The following is a 25,056-nucleotide window of genomic DNA, read 5'->3' as shown; positions in this document are numbered from 1 at the left end:
TAAGCGCAATAATTGGTAACAAAATGCGGAAGAACGAGCGGGGAAAGGTGCCCTCAGGCGAAATGTACCCGCTGGTTTTGCAGGTAGTGTTCAAGGGTTATCCACTCCGTCAGGCGGATGAAGAGTTCCATCACCGCAGGGGCAATGTCGCTAAGCGCGCCAGCGTCAACGGCCGCCTCGTCGCCCTCGCCAGATGCCACCAGCGGCGCGAAGAGATCGACCAGGCGGTAATAGTCCTTGCGGATCACCGCGGGTATCCCCTGCGCCGTAACGGGATTAATGCACTGGCGATACACGCGCAGATGCTTTTCGGTAAAGTCGGCGTCCTGTGCCAGCAATAGCAATGCTTCTTTAAGCTTCTGTTGAGCAGCAATCATTTTGTCCATTTTTTCACCCGAGATCGCATTCATACACTGTGGTCAAATTTTTTATATAACCCGGTCAGATTGTTAACCGCGAACTTTTTATAAATGTTTCTACGATGATGGCTTACCGTTTTCCCGGTCACGTTAACGCAGCGGGATATTTCCTTATTCTTTTTTCCGGAGACAATATAGGGCAACAGCAGCGATTCCATTTTCGTCAGGCTTTTTTCGCGCTCAATATTACACCAGCGCATATTTTTGAAAATGGTGATCCGCTGGTCGGCAATCGCAAAGCGCGTCAGGCACTGGGTCACTTTATTAACCGAAGATTTACAGTCTATGGTTAAATCCGCCGCCGTGTTGATCAATATATTCTCAATCGTGCTGTCGAAGCAGGCCTCGCGCGTGATGAATATCACCTTGGCGTCAGGATATTTGTTTTTAACCTCGAGCAGGTTATTCAGCGCCTTAATGTCTGACTGGCCGTAATCCACCACGATAGCCTTGGCGCGCACAAGCGCGTCCCTGTGCGCCTTTTTAATATCATCCACATACGTAACGTCAGTGAAAATTGACGCCTCAGGATTCAGCGTTTTTAACAATAATTCAAAGCCTTGCCTGAAGTACCTACAGGATGAAATCACAATTATCATTCTCATAACCCTAACATCTCTGCGGATTAAATCATAATCCTCAGAAATGTATTTAATATCAATACGCTTTTTTCCGCACGGTATAGGAAAATTCTTAACGCATAAGAACAAATCGTGCTATTCATCACATTACAATAAAAAATTATTCTGATTTTATCTCATATAACATATGCATGAGATTTCTAATAAGATTTTTCCAACCTCACAAAGACCAATCCTAATAATCCCCTCCCGCTCGTTTTGTTATGCTTCAAAACGTAACAAGGAATTAAGCATTGTTCTAATTTAATGCCGTTATCGGCATAAGCGTAATGCATGTATAGAGGGATATATATAATGAACAAAACGTTTCAACTTTCTAAAATTGCCACCAGCATGAGCGTGCTTTTTGGGAGCAGTCTGCTTATGCCTTTCGCGGCGCAGGCAAATAGCTGTACCGCGTATTCCGCAGCCGGCGTCTGCGGGCTTCAGGAATATGAAATGACCTCGACGCTAGATCCCAAACCCGTCGCGTGGTATTTCACCGCCCCCTCGCAGGATGCCGCCATCAATAGCACGGCAAAAGCGCAGAATATCTATTTAGCCAGCGGCACCTCATCGCGGACGAGCACGGATACCCAGCGCCTGCTGGTGGACGGCGCGGATCTCAGCGGCTATTACATTAACGCCAGCAAAAACGGCAGCGCCGAGATTTCGCTGGTGAATAACGCGACGGTAGACTGGATTGAAGCGGGGGGATCAAACACGACCACCCATACCCAGATACGCGTGGATGGCTCGACGCTGAACGGCGCGAACGCTGAGGTGGATTACGATAAAAAGGGCGTAACCCCGATCAGTAAAGCGTATGCCAGGGGCTGGGCGCTGTTTCTGACGCCGAACGACAGCATCGACGTGACCATCGCCAACGACAGCAAGGTCAACGGCGGGATCTTAGCTCTGGGCACGGGTAAGCACCGCATCACCGTGCAAAACAGCAGCCTGACGGGCGCGCTCTACGCGACCAGCCCGGAAGAGATTATCACCGTCATCGATAACAGCCGGGTAACGGGCGACATCACCGCCAACGACGCGGCGGCGATTGCGATGGACATCACCCGCTCAGTCCTCACCTGCAGCGTGGACGCCCACACCGGCAGCGGCACGGTGGACGTCAGGCTCACTGACAGTACCCTTTCAGGAGACATTAACCTCGCGGGCAAAAGCATCCAGCGCGTTGACGTCTGGCTGACCAGCGCAAACGTAGAGGGAAACCTGTACGGCAGCGATCAAAACAGCACCCTGCACCTGGCGGGCAACACCTCGCTGGACGGAAAACAGTTCAGCCACTTCAGCCAGTTAACGTTCACGGATAATGCGAGCTTCACCGGCGGCTTTAGCAATGAAAACGTCGGCACGGCGCTGACCGTGACGGGAGGAACAATCACCGCCCCCGTGCAGCTCAGCAGCGGGAAGCTCACCTTCAGCGGGACAAAAATCATCGCCGATACGCTCTCGCTCAGCAGCGGCGCAGCGCTTGCCATGACCAACGGCAGCCAGCTCCAGACCCGCTCCGATCGGCTGTTTAACGCCTCTACCGCCGCCGCGCTTCCGGGCGGGTTTAACGCCACCGGGAAAAACCTGTCGCTGACGGACAGCACCCTCATTTTGACGGATAGCACCTACCGCCTGGACTACGTGACCGCGGTCAACGCGCTGATCGGCGCGGCCGTCGGCAACTCGCTGGTGATGCTCGGCAAAATTGAAAATCCCGGGAGCACGGGCGGAACGGCAAGCGTGGCGGATGCCTCCACCAGCCAGGCGACGCTGGCAACAACCCAGGTCACCTCAAGCAAAAACCGCCTGGTTATCGGCGCGGGCAATGCGCAGACGGAGAGTTCAATTGCCGTTGCCAACGGCTTTGGCGCGTCGCAGCTGCGCTTTGAGGGCTCCGGCACGCCGAAGATTGAGATTGAAGGCGATCAGTCGCTGACGCTGACGGGCGCCGCGGGCGGCGCGCTGATTGAGGTCGCCGGGCAGCCGAACGCCGCCGTCGACATCGCGGTAAATCAGGGCACGCTCAACCTCGGCTCGACGGTCGCGGGCAGCGAAAGCAACCACCTTAACGGCAGGCTGAACCTCTCTTCGGCGGGCACGCTCAATATCCTCGCCGGGGATCACACCATCGCCTCCGGCAGCGCGAAGGCGGGCGTGGTCAGCAGCGGCAAGATAGCGATCGCAGAGCATGCCGCACTCCATACGAACCTCGACCTGAATGACTCCGCGCAGCTGAGCGTTAACGGCGCGCTTATGGTGGAACGGCTCAACGCCAGCAAGGACGCGCAGATCGCCGTGGGCAGCGCGGACAGCGCCGGAACCCTGATCGCCCAGTCGCTGAACCTGCAGGGCGCGCGACTGTTTATCGACCCGGCGTGGAGCGAGAACGGCACGCTGGCCTCGGCCTCAAAGGTTGTCGCTGGCAGCAGCGACGTTAACGGCCGCCTGACCGTGGGGCAAAACTCGCTGCTGGTGCTGGGAGATACCTCCACGGCGGCAGCCGAAGCGGAATTTGCCGACTCGGGATTGCGCTGGGGACAGGACGCCATCACCGCGGCGCTGGCTATTCAGGCACCGCAAACCCTGAACGCCGCGCAGGGCGGCCTGAAGGTGGACGGCTCCCTGACGGGAAGCGCGGGCGTCCGCGATGCCGCATTCAATACGGCGGAGTTTGCAGACAACTCCCTGCTGATGGTCGACGGCGCAGCGTTAACCGCAGGCCGGGCGGCGCTTAACGCCGAGAACGGCACGCTGAAGGTCGCCAGCCGCGCCGCGCTGTACGTGGCGGACGCGAAGGCCAATCAGACCTATTCGGTGGCAAAAGGCTTCAGCGATATCAACATCGCCAGCGGCGGCTGGCAAAACGATAATTTGCGCCTCAACAGATTGCTCAGCGCCACCACCGCGGCGCAGAACGGTGAGGTGACGGTATCAACCAAGGCCCGCGACGCGCAGGACGTGCTGCCCGGCATCGCGACGCCGAACGCCCTGAATACGCTGATCGCCAGCGGAGAAAACGACCGCGCGGTGAGTGCCGCCGGGCAGCGCTTCCTCTCCATTGCCGTCGATACGCCTGATGTGACCAATCAGCAGATCGTGCGGACGGTGAACAGCGCGGCGCAGATGGCCATCGCGGGCGGCGCGCAGAGCAACACCTGGGCGGCGGGCATGGCGGCTATCGACGCGCTGCTCGACAGAACGTCCATTGCCGACGCGCGGCTGCAAAACGATCGGCCTGACGCCAGCGTGTGGGTGCATGCGCTTTACGGCAATGCGCGCAGCAGCGATTTGAGCGCGGGAAGCCTGCGCTACGGCCAGGACAGCAATTTCTACGGCCTGATGCTCGGCGCGGATAAAACCTACGGCACTGATTTCGGCGAGATGCGCTCGGGCGCGGCGTTCCACGCCGGGAACGGCGACAGCGATTCGCGCGGTGACTTCAGCGCCACGCATAACGATTTCAGCTTCTGGGGCGTTTCGCTGTACCAGAGCTGGACGCAGCGCCAGCTCAGCGTGACGGGCGACGTCAGCCTGACGCAGAGCAGCAACGACATCAATCAGAAGCAGCCGGGCTGGCTGGGAATGGGCAGCCGGTTTGATGCGAACGTCGATGCCCAGATGCTGAGCGCCGGGCTGCGGGGGGAATACCGGATTGAGACGGGCGTGGTAGACGTGATCCCTTACGCCGGCGCACGCTACAGCCAGCTGAAAACGGACGCCTTTGATACCAAAAGCGGCAGCGGCGAGAAGGTCTTCCATACCGACAAAGGCAGCCAGGATATCTGGCAGTTCCCGGTCGGGGTGAAGGTGAATAAAACCTTCGCGCTGGATTCCGGCTGGAACCTGAGCGCGCAGGCGGATGCCGGGGTGGTCGCCGTGACGGGCGATCGGGACGTTGACAGCAGGCTGCACACCGTCGGCATTCGCGGCAGCGACGTTATCTCGGCAGAGATGATCGACGACACCGCCTTTACCGGCCAGGCTGGGGTCAAGTTCCAGAAAGGCAACATGACCTTTGGCGTGGGCTACAGCATAAACGCTTCGGACCACGAAACGCGCCAGGGCGTCACCGCCACGTATCGGCTGGCGTTCTGACGTAAACCCCGCTGGCGCTGATTAGGCAACGTGCGCAGCGTTGTGCCGGATGGCGCTGCGCTTATCCGGCCTACGGGATCCCGCACCATTCAGCCGGCGGGATCGTGTAGGCCCGGTAAGCGCAGCGCCACCGGGCAATGCAATCACGTAGGCCCGGTAAGCGAAGCGCCACCGGGCGGTCGAGCGCGAAATTATTCCAGATTAGCCTTGTTCAGCCCGTAGGCCACGTCCAGCGAGCCGGGCTCCATGCGCGAGGTGATCCCCAGACGGTTCCAGGCGTTTATCGCCACGATGGCAAAATTCAGCTCTGAAATCTCCACGTCCGAAAAATGCTCCGCCACGCTGCGGTACAGCGCGTCGCTCACGCCGTGCACGCCGATCTGCGTCAGCGCTTCGGTAAACGCCAGCGCCGCTTTTTCGCGGGCGCTAAACAGCGGGGACTCGCGCCACGCCGCCAGGTGGTACAGGCGCAGCTCGCGCTCTCCGGCGATTTTGGCCTCTTTCGAGTGCATATCCAGGCAGAAGGTGCAGCCGTTCAGCTGCGACACGCGAATGTCGATCAGGTGCTTGAGCGCCGGGTCGATGGAGGTTTTCGCCACTTCCATGCTCAGGGCGGACAGCGCGTTGGCGAGTGCAGGTGTGGCCTTATGGTGATTAACGCGAGTGCTCATTGTCTTTCCTCTTTTTGTTTGCGGCATACGTCATGCGATACAGCAAATCTACGCCGTTCATGACATAGTAAAAAGACACAAAAACCGTGAAACGAGGTAGGACATGAAGCCCGGCTACCATGAGATTTATAGCCGCTATCGGGACAACATCGCGCGCGGCGTGCTGAAGCCCGGCGACAGGGTTCCCGCCATTCGCGTGCTGGCCGCGCAGCTGAAGGTGGCGCGCAAAACCGTGGAGACGGCGTACGCGATTCTGATCGGCGAAGGCTATCTGGTGAGCGCGGGAGCGCGCGGCACGCGGGTGAATCCCGACCTTTTACTCTCTTCGCCAAAGCCAGAACAACAGGCGACCGGCACGCTCCCGGAATCGCTGATCGGCCAGCGCGAGCGCGCCGGTTTCCTGCGTCCGGGCGTTCCGTCTCTCGACGCCTTCCCCTATAAAAAATGGCTGCTGCTGGCGGGACAGGCCACGCGCGCCATGCGCCAGGAGGAGATGCTGAGCCCGCCCGTGATGGGCTGGTATCCGCTGCGCCAGGCCATCGCCCGCTACCTCAACATCTCGCGCGGCCTCTCCTGTACCGCTGAACAGGTGCTGATCACCAGCGGCTACAGCGGCAGCCTGCGCCTGATCCTCGATACGCTCGCCAGCCGCAGCGACAAGGTGGTGTTTGAGGATCCGGGCTATTTTATGGGCCAGCAGCTGCTCAAGCGGATCGTGCCGCGCCTGCACACCGTCCCCGTCGATCGGTCCGGCCTCAACACCGACTACCTGCTGCGCCACCATCGCGACGCGCGCTTTGCCATCGTCACGCCGTCGCACCAGAGCCCGCTGGCGGTGACGCTCTCCCTGCCGCGCAAGCAGCAGCTTCTCGACTGGGCAGGCCAGAACGGAGCGTGGATTATCGAGGACGACTACGACGGGGAGTTTCACTACACCCGCAAGGTGCTGCCGTCCCTTAAGAGCCTGGACCAGCACGACCGGGTGATTTTTATGGGCACCTTCAGCAAAACCATTATGCCCTCGCTGCGGATAGGCTACGTGGTGATGCCCGCCAGCACCGTCGACGCGTTCACCGACTGCGCGGACATTGTCGCCAGCGGCCAGCCGATCCTGACGCAAAAAATCCTCACCGCCTTTTTGAACGAGGGCCATTTTTTCCGCCACCTCAAGAAGATGCGCGCCCTGTATCAGACCCGCCGCGACTGGATGATTGCCGCCCTGCGGGAGGTGTACGGGGATCGTTTCTTCACCGAGCAAAACGACGGCGGGATGCACATCGTGGCGTTCCTGACGAAAGGAAGCGCCGACCGCGACATCGCGCGCTGCTGGCAGCAGCACCAGCTGCAGGTCAACGCGCTATCGGAGTGGTATTGCGGGTCCGGCAAGCGGTACGGGCTGGTGATGGGCTATAACAACGTGCGGACGTACCAGGAAGCGGTGGAATTGCTGGAGAGGCCAAAGCAGCAGACGCTTGAAATAATGGATTGAAGAAAACGCGAGGTGCGATAATTATCGACCCGGGCGTGTCGCCCTGCAGATTTATATTCACGAGCACAATTCTTAAAACAGCATTACGCTCCGGTAATAACCGGAGCGCAATGAGGCATTTAGCGACGGTAATGAATTTACGCGTCCTGCCACTCAGCAAAAACTTCTTTATGGTTTTTGGTGAGAACGACTTTATTATCCTCTACCTTATCGACCCAGCCGAGGGGAATAAAGTGGTGCTTGCCGCCTGATTCTGGATCGCTTTTCGCGAGCTTGATGCGTTCGCCGTCCAGATGGTCAACCACGCCGACGTGCGTTCCGCAGCTCGCGACAACCTGGGTATGATCCTTAATTTCGCTTTTATTAACCATGTTGATTCTCCTGTTTCGGTTATTTGGCTGTTGCACGAAACTAACTGTAGCCCATAAATTGGGGTTACAAAGGGCTATTAGCATTTTGAAACAACATTGACAGAATATTAAATCACCGCTATACGGGCGCGAGTCATAAAAATAGTAAAATTAAGAATTAGATGAATTATTACCGTCCGTTCAGACATCTTTTATAATTAGGTTATCGCAAACCACGAGGAGGTATTTATGACGATTCAAAATAATCGGACAGAAATTTCGCTGGCTCTTGGTGAAGCGGTTTTAGACATCGTGCAAAAAGGCCATGAAGTTTCACGCGAAAATCTGGCACAGGCTATGAAGATCAAGGCGGAACGGGAACGTGATGATGAACGGCTCCTGAACTACTGGAAAGCCTGTAATATGCTGGTCTAAATCACGCGGCGTTTAGCCTGGCTAAACGCCGCGCTTTATTTACTCTTCGAAGTACCAGTAGCCCTGGTTAATCAGCCCGGTTAACTCATCGATGAACGCCGGATTGTTCAGCGCCTCTCCAAGCTCGGCCTGGCCCAGCGCCGTGAAGCGGCACAGCGCGTCGGCGGCGTTCGCATCCACCGTTTCCAGCAGCTCGCTGTTGATGAAGAACGTGCCGTTGATGTTCAGCACGCGAAGGCCGCTCAGGCGCGTCAGGGTTTCTCCGCCCTGCAGCGCGTCGAGCACCTCTTCCGGCGTATACGGCGGCTCGGCGGCGGCGATGTCCAGCTCGTGACGCGGCGTAGAGACAAAGCTGCCGAACCATTTCGTGAAATCATCCGGTTTGCTAATCATCTCGATCATCATCTGGCGAACGCGATCGAGCTCGTACTGCTCCACGCGGCCAGGGTGCTCGCGGCAGGTGAGATCCGGATCGCTGTAATGCTCGCCGCCCAGATCGTTTTCCAGCGCGTAATCGGCAAAGCTGCTGATCAGATCGCGGCCGTTCGGCCCGCGGAAGCCCACGGAGTAGTTAAGCGCGGTTTCGTGCGTGAAGCCGTCATGCGGGAATCCCGGCGGAATGTAGAGGATATCGCCCGGGGCCAGATCTTCGTCGATGATCGGCTCAAACGGATCGACGTGGAGCAGCGCCGGATGCGGGCAGAATTGACGCATCGGCAGCTTGTCGCCCACGCGCCAGCGGCGGCTTCCCATCCCCTGAATGATAAACACGTCGTACTGGTCGATGTGCGGACCCACGCCGCCGCCCGGCACCGAGTAGGAGATCATCAGGTCATCGAGACGCCAGTCCGGCAGGACGCGGAACGGACGCACCAGCTCCGCGGACGGCATGTGCCAGTGGTTAACCGCCTGCGCCAGCAGCGACCAGCCGGTTTCGCCCAGGCCGTCGAAGTGCTCAAACGGACCGTTGCTGGCCTGCCATTTACCGTTCGAATGGCTCACCAGGCGGCTGTCGACCTCTGGCTCCATCGCCAGGCCGGCCAGCTCGTCCGGGGTAATCGGATCGACAAAATTCGCGAAGGCATTTTTCAGCACAACAGGTTTTTTTTGCCAGTATTTTTCGAGAAATTCCGGCCAGTTCAGGTTCAGTTGATACGCCATGGTATGCACCAGTGAGAAGGGAGACAGGCGCGATTATGGAAGAGAGCGTGGAGGGCTGCTTTGTCGTGGGTCAAGCTCAATGGAATTGATGTGCGCTATCGAAAATAGCGCCTCGAGCCATCGATATATTATATATAATAAGGCCCGCATTGTACTCCGCTGGTAAAGAAATGCAGATCAAGTATAAACATTTTGCTCCCGTGCCGATAATAGCAATGTATCATATCCGCTTTAGGCCTGCGGTGTCACAGGCTCAGCGTATGATTGGGATCGTTAATAAAAGCTGAGAATACCAGCGCCATTTCCACACAGCTATTTATCAAATAAGGTAGATCATCATTATGTCTGTTGACGTTGAAATAGAAAATAAAAATGAAAATAACGGCCCGGGCCTCTGTTTTCTTATTCTTCTCATTTTAGGCGGAGTGGTACTTTTTATTCCTGAAAGTATCGTTGTCGCTTTGCCGGTGGTAGCCGGAGCGTCCTTTCTGTATTTCGTCTGGTATCTTATTTCGGAAGGGCATTTAGCAAATATTCTGGGCAGCATGATCGTCAGCATGGTTCTGATGGCTATCGCCGCGGCAATCCCCATTATTGGCTGGATTTTGCTGCTGCTGTGGATTTTCTACAACATTGCAAAAGCCTTTGAAAGCATCAAAAGCCTGCTGCCTGATGCCTTTTGCAGCGCCGTGCTTTACGGCTGCCTGCTTTTCCCTGCCATCCAGGAGATGACGTCGCCGGGGGAAAGTCACACCATGTCCAACATCGCGTGCGGCGTCGTTTATGTGATTGCAGCCGGGCTCTACTGTTCCCGCCTCTCACAGCTCGCCGCCGACACGAAGCAGAGCCTGTTCTTTTTCTCCATTATGTGGCTCTCGGTTCCGATTATCGCACTGCTGATTGTGTCTATCGTAGCATCGCTGCGCGCGGCGTTCAGAACGGTATTAACGCCGGTGCAGACCGTGGTTAAAACGCCGCAGCATGTCTCTGCGCATATGCGCGGTGATACCCCCGTCAGCGCCTATACCCGAACGGTGACGAGCATAAAAACGATCGATGTTGCCCACACGCTGCCCGGTGCAGGGGCGGTGGGCGCGGGAGTGGTTGGTTCCGTTTCGCAGGTGAGTACGCCGGGCCATTCACAGGCGTTGCCTATGCCTCAGAGCAAAACGTCCTCAGCCGGAACAACGCAGTATGCCACCAACAAAGAGCACAGCTTTTATCGCTACGATGGCCTGAACCGGGAAAAAATAGGCCATTTTCTTCAGGCCGTTCAACGTCAGCGGGCACTGCCTCCGCTGTCGGAAGAAGATATTTTGTTTTACTTCGATGAAACTGTTTTCGGCCATGGCGATCGGGGAGTGGTATTAACGGACGAATGTGTTTACTGCGTGCTGGGCAAGCTATATGAAACGTTTTACGTCCGCTTCGACGATATCAAAAGCGTCACCCTGAAGGGCGCACTGAATAAAGATATTGTCCTGCACATGAAAAATGGCCAGAAGCACCGCGCTGAATTAACGCAGTCAAATGCTGGTGCAAAAAAGATCTACGAGCTTATTTGTATCGCAATTGAAGAGTAAATCGTTGTGATGCAATAGCGCCCGTAACAGGGCGCTAGCAAGAGAAAGATTAATCCAGCTTCAGATCGTCATAGTGCGTAATCATTTTACCCACGATGCCGTAGTCCAGCGCTTCTGCCGGAGACATCCAGAAGTTGCGGTCGGTGTCTTTTTTCACTTTCTCCAGCGGCTGGCCGGTGGCGTCTGCGATCAGCTTGTTCACGCGATCCAGCATGCGGATGATCTCGCGCGCTTCGATCTCAATGTCCGTCGCCTGGCCGCGCACGCCGCCCAGCGGCTGGTGGATCATAAAGCGGGTATTCGGCAGCGCGTAGCGGTGCTCTTTTTTCGCCGCCAGGAAGATGGTGATCCCGGCGCTGGCCACCCAGCCGGTGCCGATCACGTGCACGTCCGGACGGATGAACTTAATGAAGTCGTGAATGGTGTCGCCCGCTTCCACGTGGCCGCCCTGGCTGTTGATGTACAGCTTGATCGGATCGTTGCTGATGCTTTGCAGCAGGATCAGCTGGGTGATCACCTTTTCGGCCAGCGCCTGGTCGATCTCACCGGAGATGATGATCGAACGGGATTCCAGCAGCTTTTGCTGGAGGGCGCCCGCCACGTTTTTGCCGTCCGCTTTTTCGGTGTTGTCGTTTTTCTGTGTGAAGTGCATTGTGATTTCCTCAGCTTTTCGCGCTCAAACCCAGAGTGTAGCCTGTGATGGGGGGAGCCGATAGCAATAAAACGGGCTGCACCCGTTCTGCTGGCCGCAGGACGCGCCCTTTTGCATTCCGAGCCAGACGTGGTACGGTATCCCGATGAACATAAACTACGCCGTACTCACCGTAAACCGCTGGTGGCTGCCTTCTTAAAGGCGGCACGGAATCGTTTTCCCCATTTCAGAGAGCCGCCGAAAGGCGGCTTTCATACGTTTAAGACTCCTTTCGGCACTTGCACATTAAGGAGTCTTTATGAACGCTAAAACCACCATCCTCACCGGCGACCGCCCTACCGGCCCGCTGCACCTTGGTCACTTCGTCGGATCGCTGCGCCAGCGCGTGGCGCTGCAGCAGACGCATAACCAGTACGTATTGATTGCTGACCTGCAGGGGTTAACCGACAACGGCAGCAACCCGCAGAAGATCCGCGACAACATTCCCGAGGTGCTGGCCGACTATCTCGCCGCCGGCATCGACCCGAACCTGACCACGATCTGCCTGCAGTCCGCCCTGCCCGCCCTCGCCGAGCTGACGATGCTGTATATGAACATCGTCACCGTTGCCCGCGTGGAGCGGAACCCGACGGTGAAAAACGAGATTGCGCAGAAGGGCTTTGCCCGCTCGCTGCCGGTCGGGTTTATGGTCTACCCCATCAGCCAGGCGGCGGACATTACCGCGTTTAAGGCCGAGTGCGTGCCCGTCGGCGACGACCAGCTGCCGATGATTGAGCAGACAAACGAGATTGTGCACAAGATGAACAGCCTGCTGCCCGCCCCGGTGCTGCGCCACTGTAAGGCGATGCTGAGCGACACCGGCCGCCTGCCGGGCGTCGACGGCAGCGCCAAGATGTCGAAATCGCTCGGCAATACGCTGCATTTGTCCGCCAGCGAGGAGACGATCCACCGCGCGGTGAGCGCCATGTACACCGACCCGAACCACCTGAAGGTGAGCGATCCGGGGCAGATTGAGGGGAACGTGGTGTTTACGTATCTCGACGCGTTTCATCCGGACAAAGAGAAAGTCGCGGCGATGAAGGCGCACTATCAGGCGGGCGGGCTGGGTGACCGGGCGTGCAAGAACGAACTGGAGGCGTGCCTGCAGGAGCTGATTGCGCCGATGCGCGAGCGCCGGGCGATGTACATTCGTGACAGAGGCGAGCTGATGGCGATGCTCAGGCGCGGGACCGAACGGGCGCAGGGCGTGACGCAGGAGACGCTGCGGGAGGTGAAGGTTGGGCTGGGGGTGCCGGTGTTTTAAGCTGACGGGATAACCGAGGCTGGCCGCCAGCGCGCCATCATATTTTGCAAACCGGTGATGGCGCCGCCTGGCTTCGAGCTGGATCACACTTTTCCTCCTCAAACATTCCCTTATAAAAAACGGGTGTTATCATTCACGCCGTAAATACCTATCAACTCAACCCGAGGCTTTGATGCTGGAGAATGTAATCATCCGATAATCAGCTTCCCGACCTTTTCAGGCCGGACTGATTATCAATGCGCCGAAATCGAATGCGGACACCGCTGCGTGTTTGCACGTTTTGCACATGATGATTAAACAGGTTTTCCAGTATGAATTTATCCCGTCAGGAACAGCGTACCTTACACGTTCTCGCCAAAGGTGGCCGAATCGCGCACGTCCGCGATGCATCAGGCCGCGTTACTTCCGTTGAATGCTACAGCCGCGAAGGGCTGTTGCTCACCGACTGCACGCTCGCCGTCTTTAAAAAGCTCAAAACCAAAAAGCTGATCAAGTCCGTTAACGGTCAGCCCTACCGCATCAACACCACCGGGCTGAACAGCGTTCGCGCCCAGCCTGATAACCGCTAAGGAGAGGATGATGGATATCCCACGTATTTTTACCGTCAGCGAAAGCGAACACCGCATTCATAACCCGTTCACCGCGGAAAAATATGCCACGCTGGGCCGTGCGCTACGCATGAAGCCGGGCACGCGCATTCTCGATCTCGGCAGCGGCTCGGGAGAGATGCTGTGCACCTGGGCGCGCGATCACGGCGTTACCGGCACCGGTATCGACATGAGCCCGCTCTTTACCGAACAGGCCAGGCGCCGCGCCGAGGAGCTCGGCGTGAGCGAACGCGTGCGTTTCATGCATAACGACGCGGCCGGATACGTCGCTGATGAACAATGTGACGTCGCGGCCTGCGTGGGCGCCACCTGGATCGCGGGCGGCGTGGCCGGGACGATGGCGCTGCTGGCCAAAAGCCTTCGGCCAGGCGGGATCATGCTCATCGGCGAACCTTACTGGCTTCAGGTTCCCGCAAGCAATGAGATCGCCCAGGCCTGCGGCGTTTCGTCGGTGTCTGATTTTCTCACCCTGCCCGACCTTGTCGCCTCCTTCGACGAACGGGGCTATGACCTGGTGGAAATGGTGCTGGCCGATCGGGAAGGCTGGGACAGATACGAAGCGGCAAAATGGATGACTATGCGCCGCTGGCTGGAGGCCAACCCAGACGATGACTTTGCGCAGGAGGTCCGGGCGGAGCTGACGGCAGCGCCCAGGCGCCACGTCACCTACGCACGGGAATACTTCGGCTGGGGCGTATTTGCGCTGATGGCCCGATAGCCTGAAACAGGCGGTATAGCGTTAATGCTATGCCGCCTGCATGGTTTATTCAGATATAACTCTTGCCCACGCTTAATGACCGGAATGTAGACTAGCTGCCGCCGAGGGGAAGATATTGATTATCGACGCGGGAATACAATTTAAATAAAGCGAGGAGGATTCAGGAAATAATGTGATGTGCGGTAACCTCATGTTTTTGCTAGTACTGGGTTGAATGGTTGGAGTTTTGCGAGCATCATCGCAATTATTTACCTTATTCCGTAACGCGATGGCTTCCAGCAAAACTCTCGAACAGGCAATTGCCGACATCACCATCTGGCGCAAAGGCGGAGAACGCGCGCCACATAAGCCCTTATTGCTTCTTTACGTGCTGGCGAACTATCAGCAGGGGCATGCGCGCCTGTTTGATTACGGTACTGAAGTCCACGAGCAGCTGCTTAGCCTGTTGGAACGCTTTGGCCCGCAGAGGAAGTCGCATTACCCGCATATGCCCTTCTGGCGGCTAAGAGGTGATGGATTTTGGGATCTTCAGAATACCGAGTTCTGTTCGACCACTGGCAGCAAACAGCCGCCCGTCAGAGAGCTTGTGGAACAGAAGGTCGCAGGCGGATTTGACGAAGAACACTTTGCGCTGCTCGGTAAGAACAAGAACCTGATCGGCTCGCTGGCGCAGCAGATCCTCGAAGCGCATTTTCCAGAAAGCATTCAGGAAGAGATCGCGGATGAGATGGGTTTTGATATCCAGCAGATCCGTAAGGTTCGCGATCCGCTGTTCCGCCAGCAGGTGCTGCGCGCGTATAACTATGAGTGCGCTATCTGCGGGTTTAATATGCGGCACGACAATACATCCGTAGCGCTCGAAGCCGCGCATATCAAGTGGAAGCAGTTTGGCGGGCCGTGCGAGATCCCGAACGGGCTGGCGCTATGTGCGATTCACCATAAGGCGTTTGATAAGGGGTCGATTGGGCTGGATGACAGTATGAAGGTGCTGGTGTCAGAGGCAGTGAACGGGAGTGGGATTGTAGGGCGGTTGTTCTGGGATTTTGCCGGGAAGCAGATCGCGCTCCCGATGGTGAAAGGGAATTATCCTGGGGAGGGGTTTGTGGAGTGGCACAGAAAAGAAGTTTTTCGCTCTTAAATTTGATAAAGATAAACTAAATAGAATATGCAAAAGTCATAAAATAATTAATCTCGCAAATATTATTATGCTACGCGCAGCAAGGATATAAAATGTCGACATTTGATAGTACGAAATTGCCGCTGAAGGATCTGTTAAAGGATATTATTGAAGGTAAAATTCAGCTCCCTGATTTTCAGCGCGGATGGGTATGGGATGATGAACATGTTCGTAGCCTGTTGGTAAGCCTCGGCCGCTCATTTCCAGTTGGTGCTGTAATGCTTCTTGAAACAGGTGGCGAAGTACGTTTTCAGGTTCGCCCTGTTGAGAATGTCTCTCCAGTTGGTCTTCCTGCCCCTGAAAAATTAATTCTGGACGGTCAGCAGCGGCTGACAACATTAACTCAGGTTCTTAAACTCTCGGGGCCGGTAAAAACGACGACCGATAAAGGTAAACCAGTAGATCGTCATTACTATATCCATATCCCTACTGCGCTCGAAGGTGCAGACCGGCTAGACGATGCAATTATCGCAACGGATGATAGCCGCCAGATTCGCAGCGATTTTGGCCGCAAGATTGAGCTTGATCTCTCAGAAAGAAAACGTGAGTGCCAGCAGCTTTATTTTCCTTGCTCCGAAATCCTCGAAGCAATGGGCTGGCTGCAAGATCTTTACACCCACAATCCCGAAGCAGTACAGCTCTTCTTCGAATTTAAGGCGAAGGTTCTGGATGCCTATAATGATTACCAAATACCTTTGATTGTCCTGAAAAAAGATACGTCAAAAGAAGCCGTTTGCCTTGTCTTTGAAAAAGTGAATACCGGTGGTATACCTTTGTCTGTGTTTGAGCTTGTCACGGCCAGCTATGCTGCTGACGGCTATAACCTTAGGGATGACTGGTACGGCAGTGATATTCGCAAAGTAGATTCTCGTAAGCAGCGTCTTTCGGCAGAGCCAATCCTTAAAGTGGTTGAAAACACAGATTTCCTTCAAGCTGTAACGATGCTCCATACGCTGGAAAAGCGTAAAGCCGACCTTGCGGCGGGTAAGACCGGAAAGCAGGTATCTCCAGTGAGTGCCAAAAGGGCTTCAGTTCTTGAACTACCTTTAACTGCTTATAAGGACTGGGCCGATGTAGTTGAGAAAGGGTTTAAATGTGCCGCAAAGTTCTTGCGTCAGGAATGCTTCAGCTCTCAGCGTGATTTACCGTACCGCACACAAATTGCCCCCCTGGCCGCAGTAATGACCATTATTTGTAGCAAAGATGATGAACGCTGGAGAGAACCACAGATTCACCAAAAACTTGCTCGCTGGTTCTGGTGTGGTGTGTTAGGTGAACTCTATGGCGGCGCCGTTGAAACCCGCATTGCTAACGATGTCGAAGAGCTTCTTTCATGGATCGAAGCTGGCGGGGGCCTACCCAGAACAATCAATGATGCTAATTTTCAGATTGATCGTCTGGGGTCTCTCACTTCACGTTTGAGTGCGGCGTATAAGGGTATAAATGTGCTTGTTCTGCGAGATGGCGCTCATGATTTGTTCTGGAAATCCCAAATTCGTGATCTTGAAGCAGATGAAGTTTCTCTGGATATCCATCATATCTTCCCAAAAGACTGGTGTGAAAAACAAGGTATTCCTCGTCGTCAGTACGATTCGATCATCAATAAAACACCCATTTCCTATAAAGCCAACAGAATGATTGGGGGCTCTGCGCCGTCTGTATATCTGGCAGCGCTCCAGTCACATTCACAGGTTCAGTTGGGTGATGATGCAATGGATGCGCTACTACGTAGCCATCACATGCCAGTGAGTGCACTACGTCATGATAACTTTGAAGAATTCTATGAGCAGCGGCAAAAGGAATTACTGAGTTTAATTGAAAGAGCGATGGGAAAATCGCTTAATTCTTAATACTGATAGACTTCTGTGCGAGGGCCCCCCGCACAGAAGTAAGCTAAAAACTTACTTTCATTTAAACATGCTACTTCACACTTAATAGTTTACTCGGCACACCGGATGCAGTCTTCTGGTTAGATGGTAATCGGACCCAAATAACCTATCCATGGGCTGAGAAAGCGGGCGAGCTATGGAACAAAATTACAGATAGGGAAGGCTGACATCACCGTTGCGAGTACAAAGAACACTATCGAGCAAATATCAATATCCCTGTTCACTACAACGATCCTGGCAGTATTGCCAACATACGGCATGTACTCGCCTATATGACAAAAATCCAACAGAAGGAGGGGTTGCTACTCCACAGCTGCAATGAAGTACCTGAGCGTCCACTGACAGGTCGTCCACGGCTTCCCCAGCGACTCAACTGAACAGGTATGCAGGTTTATCTGCTGCAGGATACGATCTAATGCCCAATGCGGCAGACCAGAAAACGATTACTGCAGCACAGCAAATAATCAAATTTTACAATGCACACAGATACGGGTAACTGGCATAGCCTTATGCCTCCACGAAGCCACTTAGCAGAAAGGGCATAACTGGATCTGATAAAGGTACAGTCGTTGTGAAAAAATTGCGGTAAAATCTCGTCATCAGCAGTTGCTAAAAATCGAACGCAGGATAAAAAAATGACAAGCTTTCAACAGCGTGCAGAACTACATCGCCAAATCTGGGCTATCGCCAACGATGTCAGAGGCTCGGTAGATGGATGGGACTTTAAGCAGTATGTCCTTGGTGCACTTTTCTACCGCTTTATCAGTGAAAACTTCTCCAGTTACATCGAAGCCGGTGATGACAGCATCCACTATGCTGCGCTGGATGACAGTATCATTACCGATGACATTAAAGATGATGCCATCAAAACCAAAGGCTATTTCATATACCCGAGCCAGCTATTCTGCAATGTTGCTGCTAAAGCGAATACTAACGATAGGCTGAATGCTGATTTAAACAGTATATTTGTCGCCATTGAAAGCTCAGCTTACGGTTACCCGTCTGAAGCTGACATCAAAGGCCTGTTTGCTGATTTTGACACCACCAGTAACCGTCTGGGTAACACTGTAAAAGACAAAAATAGCCGTCTGGCTGCCGTTCTGAAAGGTGTTGAAGGTTTAAAACTGGGTAACTTTAATGACCACCAAATTGATCTGTTCGGTGATGCGTACGAGTTCCTGATTTCTAACTATGCGGCAAATGCCGGTAAGTCAGGCGGGGAGTTCTTCACACCACAGCATGTCTCTAAGCTGATTGCTCAACTGGCAATGCACGGTCAGACCCACGTTAACAAAATCTACGATCCGGCAGCAGGCTCGGGCTCACTGCTGCTGCAGGCGAAGAAACATTTTGATAACCACATCATCGAAGAAGGTTTCTTTGGTCAGGAAATAAACCATACGACGTTCAATCTGGCGCGTATGAACATGTTTCTGCACAACATCAACTACGACAAATTTGATATCAGGCTGGGCAATACCCTGACTGAACCACACTTTGGCGATGAAAAGCCGTTTGATGCGATTGTGTCGAACCCGCCGTATTCGGTGAAATGGATTGGCAGCGACGATCCGACTTTAATTAACGATGAGCGTTTTGCTCCGGCAGGTGTGCTGGCCCCAAAATCAAAAGCTGACTTTGCGTTTGTGCTTCATGCGCTGAACTATCTTTCCGCCAAAGGCCGGGCGGCGATTGTCTGCTTCCCGGGTATCTTCTACCGTGGCGGCGCAGAGCAGAAAATCCGCCAGTATCTGGTTGATAACAACTATGTTGAGACGGTGATTTCACTCGCACCAAACCTGTTCTTCGGCACCACCATTGCCGTCAATATTCTGGTGCTGTCAAAACACAAAACAGATACCAGTGTACAGTTTATTGATGCCAGCGGTCTGTTTAAGAAAGAAACCAATAACAACATTCTGACCGATGCGCATATCAAACTGATTATGCAGGCCTTTGACACCAAGGCAGATACCGACCATCTGGCGAAATCTGTACCGTTTGAGACTGTTGCCGCCAATGACTATAACCTGTCAGTCAGCAGTTATGTCGAAGCCTTGGATACCCGTGAAATCGTCGATATCACCGAACTGAATGCCGAATTGAAAAATACCGTCAGCAAAATTGACCAGTTACGCAAGGACATTGATTCGATTGTGGCTGAAATCGAAGGTAGCGAGGTGAAGGCATGAGTGATCTGAGTTATCTGAAAAAGCTGCTGGATGGGGCAGGAGTTGAGTGGTTGCCATTAGGCAACATAACAACGATTAAAACGGGTCAATCTGTTAATAAAAATATGATTTCAGATAATCTCGGCGAATATCCTGTTATTAACAGTGGCCGAGAGCCATTAGGATTTATAGACACTTGGAATACCGACAATGACCCAATGGGTATAACTACCAGGGGGGCTGGTGTAGGTTCTGTTACATGGCAAAACGGTAAATATTTCAGAGGAAATCTCAATTATTCCGTTACGATAAATAAAGAACAAAGCGTTAATGTGAGATATTTGTATCATCTCTTGCTTGAGATGCAAAAGGAAATACAGGAGCTATGTACTTTTGACGGCATACCTGCTTTGAATGCTAGTAGTTTGAAGAAGCTACTAATCCCTATCCCCTGCCCGGGCACCCCAGAAAAATCCCTTGCAATCCAGTCCGAAATTGTCAGGATTCTGGATAAATTTTCTGCACTTACCGCTGAGCTTACCGCTGAGCTTAGCATGCGTAAAAAGCAGTACAACTACTATCGCGACCAGTTGCTGAGTTTTGAGGATGGTGAGGTTGAGTGGAAGACGCTAGGGGATGTAACAAAAAAATGGTACTCAGGCGGAACACCTACAGCAGGCAAAGCTGAGTATTATGAAAATGGTGATATTCCTTGGTTAAGGACTCAAGAGGTTAAATTCTCGGATATCAACAGTACTGAAATAAAAATAACTCAAGCTGCGTTAAAGAATTCTGCAGCAAAATGGATTCCAGAAAATTGTGTAATTATTGCTATTTCAGGAGCAACAGCGGGACGGTCTGCCATAAATAAAATCCCTTTAACAACCAACCAGCACTGTGGTTGTTTAGAAATTGACGACACAAAGGCGTTATATCGTTATGTCTTCCATTGGGTAAGCTTCAATTATGAAAACATAAAGTCGCTGGGACAAGGTGCCAGAGGTGACCTTAACTCAACCATTATAAAAAATTTCAAACTTCCTATACCTTATGCAACCGACCCTGATAAATCACTTAAAGAACAAGCTCGCATTGTTGAAATTTTGGATAAATTCGACACGCTGACCAACTCCTTCACTGAAGGCCTTCCCCGTGAAATCGAGTTGCGCCAAAAACAGTACGAATATTATCGGGACATGCTATTTAGCTTCCCGAAGCAGGAAGTGGCAGAGGCGTGACATGAGCAAGACACTCCTGGAAATAGCCCAACAGCTGAGTACGCCTAAGAAAGTCAAAAAAAATGTCTCTGAAAAAACAAAGGAAGTTGAAGAGACTAAGCCCGTGCCAAAGGTGCAGTTAATCTACGCTTTCAATGGCACAGGCAAGACACGTCTTTCCCGAAATTTCAAGCAATGGATTGCGTCCCAAGTTATTGACGGAGAAGGAGAAGGAGAAGGTGAAGACGAAGCTGAACAGTACGAGTTGCCGCACAAAAAAATTCTTTATTACAATGCCTTCACTGAGGACTTGTTTTATTGGGATAACGATCTGCAAGAAGACGCAGAACCGAAGCTGAAGGTGCAGCCGAATTCCTATACAAACTGGTTGCTGAAATTGCTCAAAGATTTGGGACAGGATGGCAATATCGTCCGTTATTTCCAGCGCTATGCAAACGACAAGCTAACGCCACACTTCAATCCAGATTTTACCGAAATCACTTTTTCCATGGAGCGCGGTAACGATGAACGTTCCGCCCACATCAAGTTATCCAAAGGTGAAGAGAGCAACTTCATCTGGAGTGTGTTTTACACCCTACTGGATCAAGTGGTAACAATTCTCAATGTCGCCGATCCGGATGTACGTGAGAACCGAGAATTTGATCAACTGGAATATGTATTCATTGATGATCCCGTTAGCTCCCTTGATGATAACCATTTGATTGAATTAGCAGTCAATCTTGCAGGGCTGATCAAATCCAGTGAATCCGATTTGAAGTTCATTATCACGACGCATAATCCACTATTTTATAATGTGCTTTTCAATGAGCTGAACGGCAAAGCTTGTTACATGTTGGAGAGTTTTGAGGATGGTACATTTGCCCTCACAGAAAAACATGGCGACTCTAACAAGAGTTTTTCCTACCATCTTCATCTAAAGCAAACCATCGAACAGGCCATTGCTAACAACAACGTGGAAAGATATCACTTCACGTTACTGCGCAATCTGTATGAGAAAACGGCCAGTTTTTTGGGCTACCCTAGATGGTCCCTACTTTTACCTGACGACAAAGAACTCTATTTGAATAGAATTATGCAGTTCACAAGCCACTGTACGCTATCGAATGAAGCCGTTGCAGAACCAACGCCAGCGGAGAAAGCAACGGTCAAACTGTTGCTCGAACATTTGAAAGATAACTATAACTTCTGGCAGCAGGAACAAAAAAATGGTTGATTGCACCAAGCCAATTGCTGAGTCCAATAATTTTATCATTTTGGACAAATACAACCCGGACTGGAAGATTACCGAGAGCTACCAGAGCGAAGGCGATCTGGAGCGTGAGCTGATTCAGGATTTAGTTAACCAGGGCTATGAATACCTGCCAACCCTGAACAACGCCAAGGCTATGCTCGCCAATGTCAGGGAACAGTTGCAAAGCCTTAACAATGTGGAGTTCCTGGAAGCTGAATGGCGTCGCTTTGTGGAAACCTGGATGGACAAGCCCAGCGATGGCGTTGTCGAAAAGGCCCGCAAGATTCATGATGATTATGTTCATGATTTCGTCTTCGACGATGGCCGTATTCAGAATATCTATCTGCTGGATAGAAAAAACATCCTTCGCAATAAAGTGCAGGTCATCAAGCAGTTTGAACAAGCAGGCACGCACGCCAATCGCTACGATGTCACTATTCTGGTCAATGGCCTGCCGCTGGTACAAATTGAGTTGAAAAAACGCGGTGTAGCGATTCGTGAAGCTTTTAACCAGATACACCGTTACAGCAAGGAAAGCTTTAACAGTGACAATTCGCTGTTTAAATACCTGCAACTTTTTGTCATTTCCAACGGTACCGATACCCGTTACTTTGCCAATACCACTAAACGAGATAAGAACAGTTTCGATTTCACCATGAACTGGGCGAAGTCTGATAATGAGCTGATTAAAGACCTGAAGGACTTTACTGCCACTTTTTTCCAGAAGCATACCCTGCTCAAGGTGCTGTTTAACTACAGTGTGTTTGACAGTAGCCAGACGCTGCTGGTGATGCGCCCCTATCAGATTGCTGCCACTGAGCGAATTTTATGGAAAATTAACAGTTCCTTTAAAGCAAATAACTGGTCAAAACCGGAAAGCGGGGGATTTATCTGGCACACCACCGGATCAGGTAAAACCCTGACCAGCTTTAAGGCCGCTCGTCTGGCAACCGAACTGGATTTTATTGATAAAGTATTCTTTGTCGTGGACAGAAAAGACCTCGATTACCAGACAATGAAAGAGTATCAACGCTTCTCGCCGGACAGCGTTAATGGTTCTGACAATACTGCAGGCCTTAAACGAAATCTGGATAAAAATGATAATAAAATAATCGTCACAACGATTCAGAAGCTGAATAACCTGATGAAAGCGGAAGCCGACTTACCCGTCTATCAACAACAGGTCGTCTTCATCTTCGATGAGTGCCACCGCAGCCAGTTCGGTGAAGCACAGAAGAACCTAAAAAAGAAATTCAAACGTTTTTACCAGTTCGGTTTTACCGGTACCCCGATTTTTGCCGGTAAAAATGCTTTGGGCGCAGAAGATACAAAAAGCGTCTTCGGCGTGGAGCTACATTCTTACATCATCACCGATGCCATTCGGGATGAAAAAGTACTGAAATTTAAAGTCGATTACAATGATGTCCGACCGCAGTTTAAAGCATTAGAAACCGAAACTGATGAGAGAAAACTCAATGCAGCTGAAAATAGACAGGCCCTGCTTCACCCAATGCGAATTCGCGAAGTTACGCACTATATCCTGAAAAACTTCCGCCAAAAAACGCACCGAGCGTTTTCCGGTGCAACAGGTTTTAATGCTATGTTTGCCGTCAGCAGTGTAGATGCAGCAAAAGCTTACTACGAAGCCTTCAAAAACATCCAGCAGGCAGCCCTCGAGCAGGATAACCACTACAAACCATTGACGGTTGCCACTATCTTTTCTTATGCCGCCAATGAAGAGCAGGATGCAGTCGGGGATATTAGCGATGAAAGCTTTGATGTTACTGCCATGAACAGCAGTGCTCGGGAGTTTCTGGAATTGGCTATTAGAGATTATAACTCCACCTTTAAAACCAACTTCAGTACCGATGGAAACAGTTTTCAAAACTACTACCGTGACCTTGCGAAACGGGTTAAGGGGCAAGAAGTTGATCTGCTGATAGTAGTCGGCATGTTCTTGACTGGCTTTGATGCCCCAGCGCTCAATACATTATTTGTGGACAAGAACCTGCGCTACCACGGGCTGATGCAGGCATTTTCCCGCACTAACCGGATTTACAATGCAACAAAGACCTTTGGGAATATTGTCACCTTCCGTGACTTAGAACAGGCGACCATCGATGCCATCACTCTGTTCGGAAAAAGCAATACCCGAAGCATGGTGATGGAAAAAAGTTATGCCGAATACATGGACGGCTTTACGGACAGTTTAACCGGCGAGGCGAGACGCGGTTTTATGGATATCGTAACCGAACTGGAGACTCGCTTTCCAAACCCTGCAGGTATCGAATCCGAAAAAGAGAAAAAGGCTTTCGTTAAATTGTTCGGAGAATACCTGCGAGCAGAGAACGTACTGCAAAACTATGATGAATTTACCACGCTGAAAGCCTTGCAAACCGTTGACCTCAGCGATCCAGTCGCTACAGAAGAGTTTAAAGCGGAACATTATCTGGACGATGAGCAATTCGCTGAGCTACAGATAATTCGCTTACCAACTGAGCGTAAAATTCAGGACTATCGTTCAAGTTACAACGATATCCGCGAGTGGCAGCGCCGTGAACGTGAGGCTAATGAAAAAGACAACAGCACGGTTGACTGGGATGATGTGGTCTTTGAGGTGGATTTGCTAAAATCGCAGGAAATTAACCTCGATTATATTATTGGACTAATTTACGACTACCACCAAAAGAATACCGATAAAGCAACAATGAAAGATGAAGTGAAACGGTTAATCCGCGCAAGTGTAGGCAACCGGGCAAAAGAAGGATTGATAGTTAATTTTATCGAACAGACGAATCTCAATGATATGCCGAGCAAAGAGAGCATTATTGAAGCTTTCTATACCTTTGCCCAGCAGGCTCAACAGCTTGAAGCTGAAGCCTTGATCAAGGAGGAAAATCTGAATGATGAGGCTGCCAGACGTTATATCAGAAACTCGCTGAAGCGAGAGTATGCAACGGAAAACGGTACGGCACTGAATGATACACTGCCTAAACTCAGTCCATTAAACCCTCAGTACAAAACAAAAAAACAAACGGTCTTTCAAAAGATAAGTGCCTTTATTGAGAAGTTTAAAGGTGTAGGCGGACAGTTTTAGATTTAGCCGCAAGGGGGACCTGATGTATGAACCGGTCACATGGGTTACAGATCTGACCGGTCACATAGGTAACACTTTTTGACTTAATCGGCCCGGATTATACGATGATTTCGTCTGTCGTACCGGGCCAGTAT

Annotated in this window: 19 protein-coding genes and 1 pseudogene; 14 read left to right on the top strand and 6 right to left on the bottom strand. The window is 52.2% G+C overall.

Translation table 11 applies throughout. From position 1 onward, the window contains the following. Positions 1 to 53: 53 nt before the first annotated feature. Positions 54 to 386, bottom strand: a complete 333-nt coding sequence (locus tag AB8804_RS08270) for a hypothetical protein (RefSeq protein WP_371184964.1) — start codon at positions 384 to 386, stop codon at positions 54 to 56. 20 nt (positions 387 to 406) lie between these two features. Further along, complete coding sequence (locus AB8804_RS08265; protein WP_371184963.1) at positions 407 to 1,018, bottom strand: LuxR C-terminal-related transcriptional regulator; 612 nt, start codon at positions 1,016 to 1,018, stop codon at positions 407 to 409. A gap of 480 nt (positions 1,019 to 1,498) precedes the next feature. Here AB8804_RS08265 and AB8804_RS08260 point away from each other — a divergent pair, with 480 nt between their 5' ends. After that, a complete protein-coding gene (locus AB8804_RS08260; protein WP_371184962.1) occupies positions 1,499 to 5,149 on the top strand; it encodes an autotransporter outer membrane beta-barrel domain-containing protein in 3,651 nt (1,216 codons plus the stop codon). A gap of 191 nt (positions 5,150 to 5,340) precedes the next feature. On the opposite strand, the gene AB8804_RS08255 is transcribed toward AB8804_RS08260, so the two are convergent. Beyond that, entirely contained in the window at positions 5,341 to 5,820 is a 480-nt protein-coding gene (locus tag AB8804_RS08255; RefSeq protein WP_063428717.1) for a carboxymuconolactone decarboxylase family protein, read from the bottom strand. 103 nt (positions 5,821 to 5,923) lie between these two features. Between AB8804_RS08255 and AB8804_RS08250 the strand changes: the two genes are divergently transcribed. Continuing rightward, positions 5,924 to 7,309: a PLP-dependent aminotransferase family protein gene (locus AB8804_RS08250; protein ID WP_371184961.1), complete on the top strand. Its 1,386-nt coding sequence runs from the start codon at positions 5,924 to 5,926 to the stop codon at positions 7,307 to 7,309. Positions 7,310 to 7,446: 137 nt separating this feature from the next. On the opposite strand, the gene AB8804_RS08245 is transcribed toward AB8804_RS08250, so the two are convergent. Beyond that, positions 7,447 to 7,680, bottom strand: a complete 234-nt coding sequence (locus AB8804_RS08245) for a DUF2171 domain-containing protein (protein WP_112010965.1) — start codon at positions 7,678 to 7,680, stop codon at positions 7,447 to 7,449. A gap of 228 nt (positions 7,681 to 7,908) precedes the next feature. On the opposite strand from AB8804_RS08245, the gene AB8804_RS08240 reads away from it, so the two are divergent. Continuing rightward, on the top strand, positions 7,909 to 8,094 hold the full coding sequence (locus AB8804_RS08240) for a DUF2767 domain-containing protein (protein ID WP_112010964.1): 186 nt from the start codon (positions 7,909 to 7,911) through the stop codon (positions 8,092 to 8,094). A 39-nt stretch (positions 8,095 to 8,133) separates the two neighbouring features. Here the strand turns inward: AB8804_RS08240 and AB8804_RS08235 are convergent, their stop codons facing one another. After that, positions 8,134 to 9,255 (bottom strand): JmjC domain-containing protein, encoded by a 1,122-nt coding sequence (locus AB8804_RS08235; RefSeq protein ID WP_371184960.1) that lies wholly within the window; start codon positions 9,253 to 9,255, stop codon positions 8,134 to 8,136. A 425-nt stretch (positions 9,256 to 9,680) separates the two neighbouring features. Here AB8804_RS08235 and AB8804_RS08230 point away from each other — a divergent pair, with 425 nt between their 5' ends. After that, the gene (locus AB8804_RS08230) at positions 9,681 to 10,838 is read left to right on the top strand and encodes a hypothetical protein (RefSeq protein ID WP_371184959.1); all 1,158 of its coding nucleotides are present in this window, start codon (positions 9,681 to 9,683) and stop codon (positions 10,836 to 10,838) included. A gap of 49 nt (positions 10,839 to 10,887) precedes the next feature. Here the strand turns inward: AB8804_RS08230 and AB8804_RS08225 are convergent, their stop codons facing one another. Further along, positions 10,888 to 11,490, bottom strand: coding sequence for an ATP-dependent Clp protease proteolytic subunit (locus AB8804_RS08225; RefSeq protein WP_112010962.1), 603 nt, complete (start codon positions 11,488 to 11,490; stop codon positions 10,888 to 10,890). Positions 11,491 to 11,788: 298 nt separating this feature from the next. Between AB8804_RS08225 and trpS the strand changes: the two genes are divergently transcribed. The 10 genes and pseudogenes from trpS to AB8804_RS08175 all read left to right on the top strand — a co-directional run bounded on the left by trpS (position 11,789) and on the right by AB8804_RS08175 (position 24,922). Beyond that, positions 11,789 to 12,793, top strand: coding sequence for a tryptophan--tRNA ligase (trpS, locus tag AB8804_RS08220; RefSeq protein ID WP_371184958.1), 1,005 nt, complete (start codon positions 11,789 to 11,791; stop codon positions 12,791 to 12,793). Positions 12,794 to 13,104: 311 nt separating this feature from the next. Beyond that, on the top strand, positions 13,105 to 13,362 hold the full coding sequence (locus tag AB8804_RS08215; RefSeq protein WP_112010960.1) for a YjhX family toxin: 258 nt from the start codon (positions 13,105 to 13,107) through the stop codon (positions 13,360 to 13,362). A gap of 10 nt (positions 13,363 to 13,372) precedes the next feature. After that, entirely contained in the window at positions 13,373 to 14,119 is a 747-nt protein-coding gene (locus AB8804_RS08210) for a cyclopropane-fatty-acyl-phospholipid synthase family protein (RefSeq protein ID WP_371185200.1), read from the top strand. Between the two features lie 268 nt (positions 14,120 to 14,387). After that, a complete protein-coding gene (locus tag AB8804_RS08205; protein ID WP_371184957.1) occupies positions 14,388 to 15,257 on the top strand; it encodes a phosphorothioated DNA-binding restriction endonuclease in 870 nt (289 codons plus the stop codon). A gap of 92 nt (positions 15,258 to 15,349) precedes the next feature. Next, positions 15,350 to 17,146, top strand: a complete 1,797-nt coding sequence (locus tag AB8804_RS08200; RefSeq protein WP_371184956.1) for a DUF262 domain-containing protein — start codon at positions 15,350 to 15,352, stop codon at positions 17,144 to 17,146. Positions 17,147 to 17,256: 110 nt separating this feature from the next. Beyond that, a pseudogene (locus AB8804_RS08195) lies at positions 17,257 to 17,562 on the top strand (hypothetical protein); the annotation flags it as partial. Between the two features lie 258 nt (positions 17,563 to 17,820). Next, positions 17,821 to 19,377 carry a type I restriction-modification system subunit M gene (locus tag AB8804_RS08190; protein WP_371184955.1) on the top strand — a complete coding sequence of 519 codons (1,557 nt, stop codon included), beginning with the start codon at positions 17,821 to 17,823 and terminating at the stop codon, positions 19,375 to 19,377. Beyond that, positions 19,374 to 20,594 (top strand): restriction endonuclease subunit S, encoded by a 1,221-nt coding sequence (locus AB8804_RS08185; protein ID WP_371184954.1) that lies wholly within the window; start codon positions 19,374 to 19,376, stop codon positions 20,592 to 20,594. The genes AB8804_RS08190 and AB8804_RS08185 overlap by 4 nt, the downstream gene beginning before the upstream one ends. Position 20,595: 1 nt before the next feature. After that, positions 20,596 to 21,807, top strand: a complete 1,212-nt coding sequence (locus AB8804_RS08180) for an anticodon nuclease (protein WP_371184953.1) — start codon at positions 20,596 to 20,598, stop codon at positions 21,805 to 21,807. After that, positions 21,800 to 24,922 (top strand): HsdR family type I site-specific deoxyribonuclease, encoded by a 3,123-nt coding sequence (locus AB8804_RS08175; RefSeq protein WP_371184952.1) that lies wholly within the window; start codon positions 21,800 to 21,802, stop codon positions 24,920 to 24,922. Before AB8804_RS08180 ends, AB8804_RS08175 begins: the two co-directional genes overlap by 8 nt. Positions 24,923 to 25,056 lie beyond the last annotated feature (134 nt).

Source organism: Enterobacter sp. KBR-315C3_2022, from assembly GCF_041399425.1.
Taxonomy (GTDB): domain Bacteria; phylum Pseudomonadota; class Gammaproteobacteria; order Enterobacterales; family Enterobacteriaceae; genus Enterobacter.
The sequence above is the reverse complement of the archived record's forward strand: the minus strand, read 5'-3'. Positions and strand labels throughout refer to the sequence as shown.

Bases quoted from the DNA above. Each gene is read 5' to 3' on its own strand.
- AB8804_RS08210 (WP_371185200.1), top strand. From the start codon at position 13,373: ATGGATATCCCACGTATTTTTACCGTCAGCGAAAGCGAACACCGCATT.
- AB8804_RS08225 (WP_112010962.1), bottom strand. From the start codon at position 11,490: ATGCACTTCACACAGAAAAACGACAACACCGAAAAAGCGGACGGCAAA.
- AB8804_RS08205 (WP_371184957.1), top strand. From the start codon at position 14,388: ATGGCTTCCAGCAAAACTCTCGAACAGGCAATTGCCGACATCACCATC.
- AB8804_RS08185 (WP_371184954.1), top strand. From the start codon at position 19,374: ATGAGTGATCTGAGTTATCTGAAAAAGCTGCTGGATGGGGCAGGAGTT.
- AB8804_RS08200 (WP_371184956.1), top strand. From the start codon at position 15,350: ATGTCGACATTTGATAGTACGAAATTGCCGCTGAAGGATCTGTTAAAG.
- AB8804_RS08190 (WP_371184955.1), top strand. From the start codon at position 17,821: ATGACAAGCTTTCAACAGCGTGCAGAACTACATCGCCAAATCTGGGCT.
- AB8804_RS08250 (WP_371184961.1), top strand. From the start codon at position 5,924: ATGAAGCCCGGCTACCATGAGATTTATAGCCGCTATCGGGACAACATC.
- trpS (WP_371184958.1), top strand. From the start codon at position 11,789: ATGAACGCTAAAACCACCATCCTCACCGGCGACCGCCCTACCGGCCCG.
- AB8804_RS08260 (WP_371184962.1), top strand. From the start codon at position 1,499: ATGACCTCGACGCTAGATCCCAAACCCGTCGCGTGGTATTTCACCGCC.
- AB8804_RS08235 (WP_371184960.1), bottom strand. From the start codon at position 9,255: ATGGCGTATCAACTGAACCTGAACTGGCCGGAATTTCTCGAAAAATAC.
- AB8804_RS08270 (WP_371184964.1), bottom strand. From the start codon at position 386: ATGGACAAAATGATTGCTGCTCAACAGAAGCTTAAAGAAGCATTGCTA.
- AB8804_RS08245 (WP_112010965.1), bottom strand. From the start codon at position 7,680: ATGGTTAATAAAAGCGAAATTAAGGATCATACCCAGGTTGTCGCGAGC.
- AB8804_RS08175 (WP_371184952.1), top strand. From the start codon at position 21,800: ATGGTTGATTGCACCAAGCCAATTGCTGAGTCCAATAATTTTATCATT.
- AB8804_RS08215 (WP_112010960.1), top strand. From the start codon at position 13,105: ATGAATTTATCCCGTCAGGAACAGCGTACCTTACACGTTCTCGCCAAA.
- AB8804_RS08265 (WP_371184963.1), bottom strand. From the start codon at position 1,018: ATGATAATTGTGATTTCATCCTGTAGGTACTTCAGGCAAGGCTTTGAA.
- AB8804_RS08255 (WP_063428717.1), bottom strand. From the start codon at position 5,820: ATGAGCACTCGCGTTAATCACCATAAGGCCACACCTGCACTCGCCAAC.
- AB8804_RS08180 (WP_371184953.1), top strand. From the start codon at position 20,596: ATGAGCAAGACACTCCTGGAAATAGCCCAACAGCTGAGTACGCCTAAG.
- AB8804_RS08240 (WP_112010964.1), top strand. From the start codon at position 7,909: ATGACGATTCAAAATAATCGGACAGAAATTTCGCTGGCTCTTGGTGAA.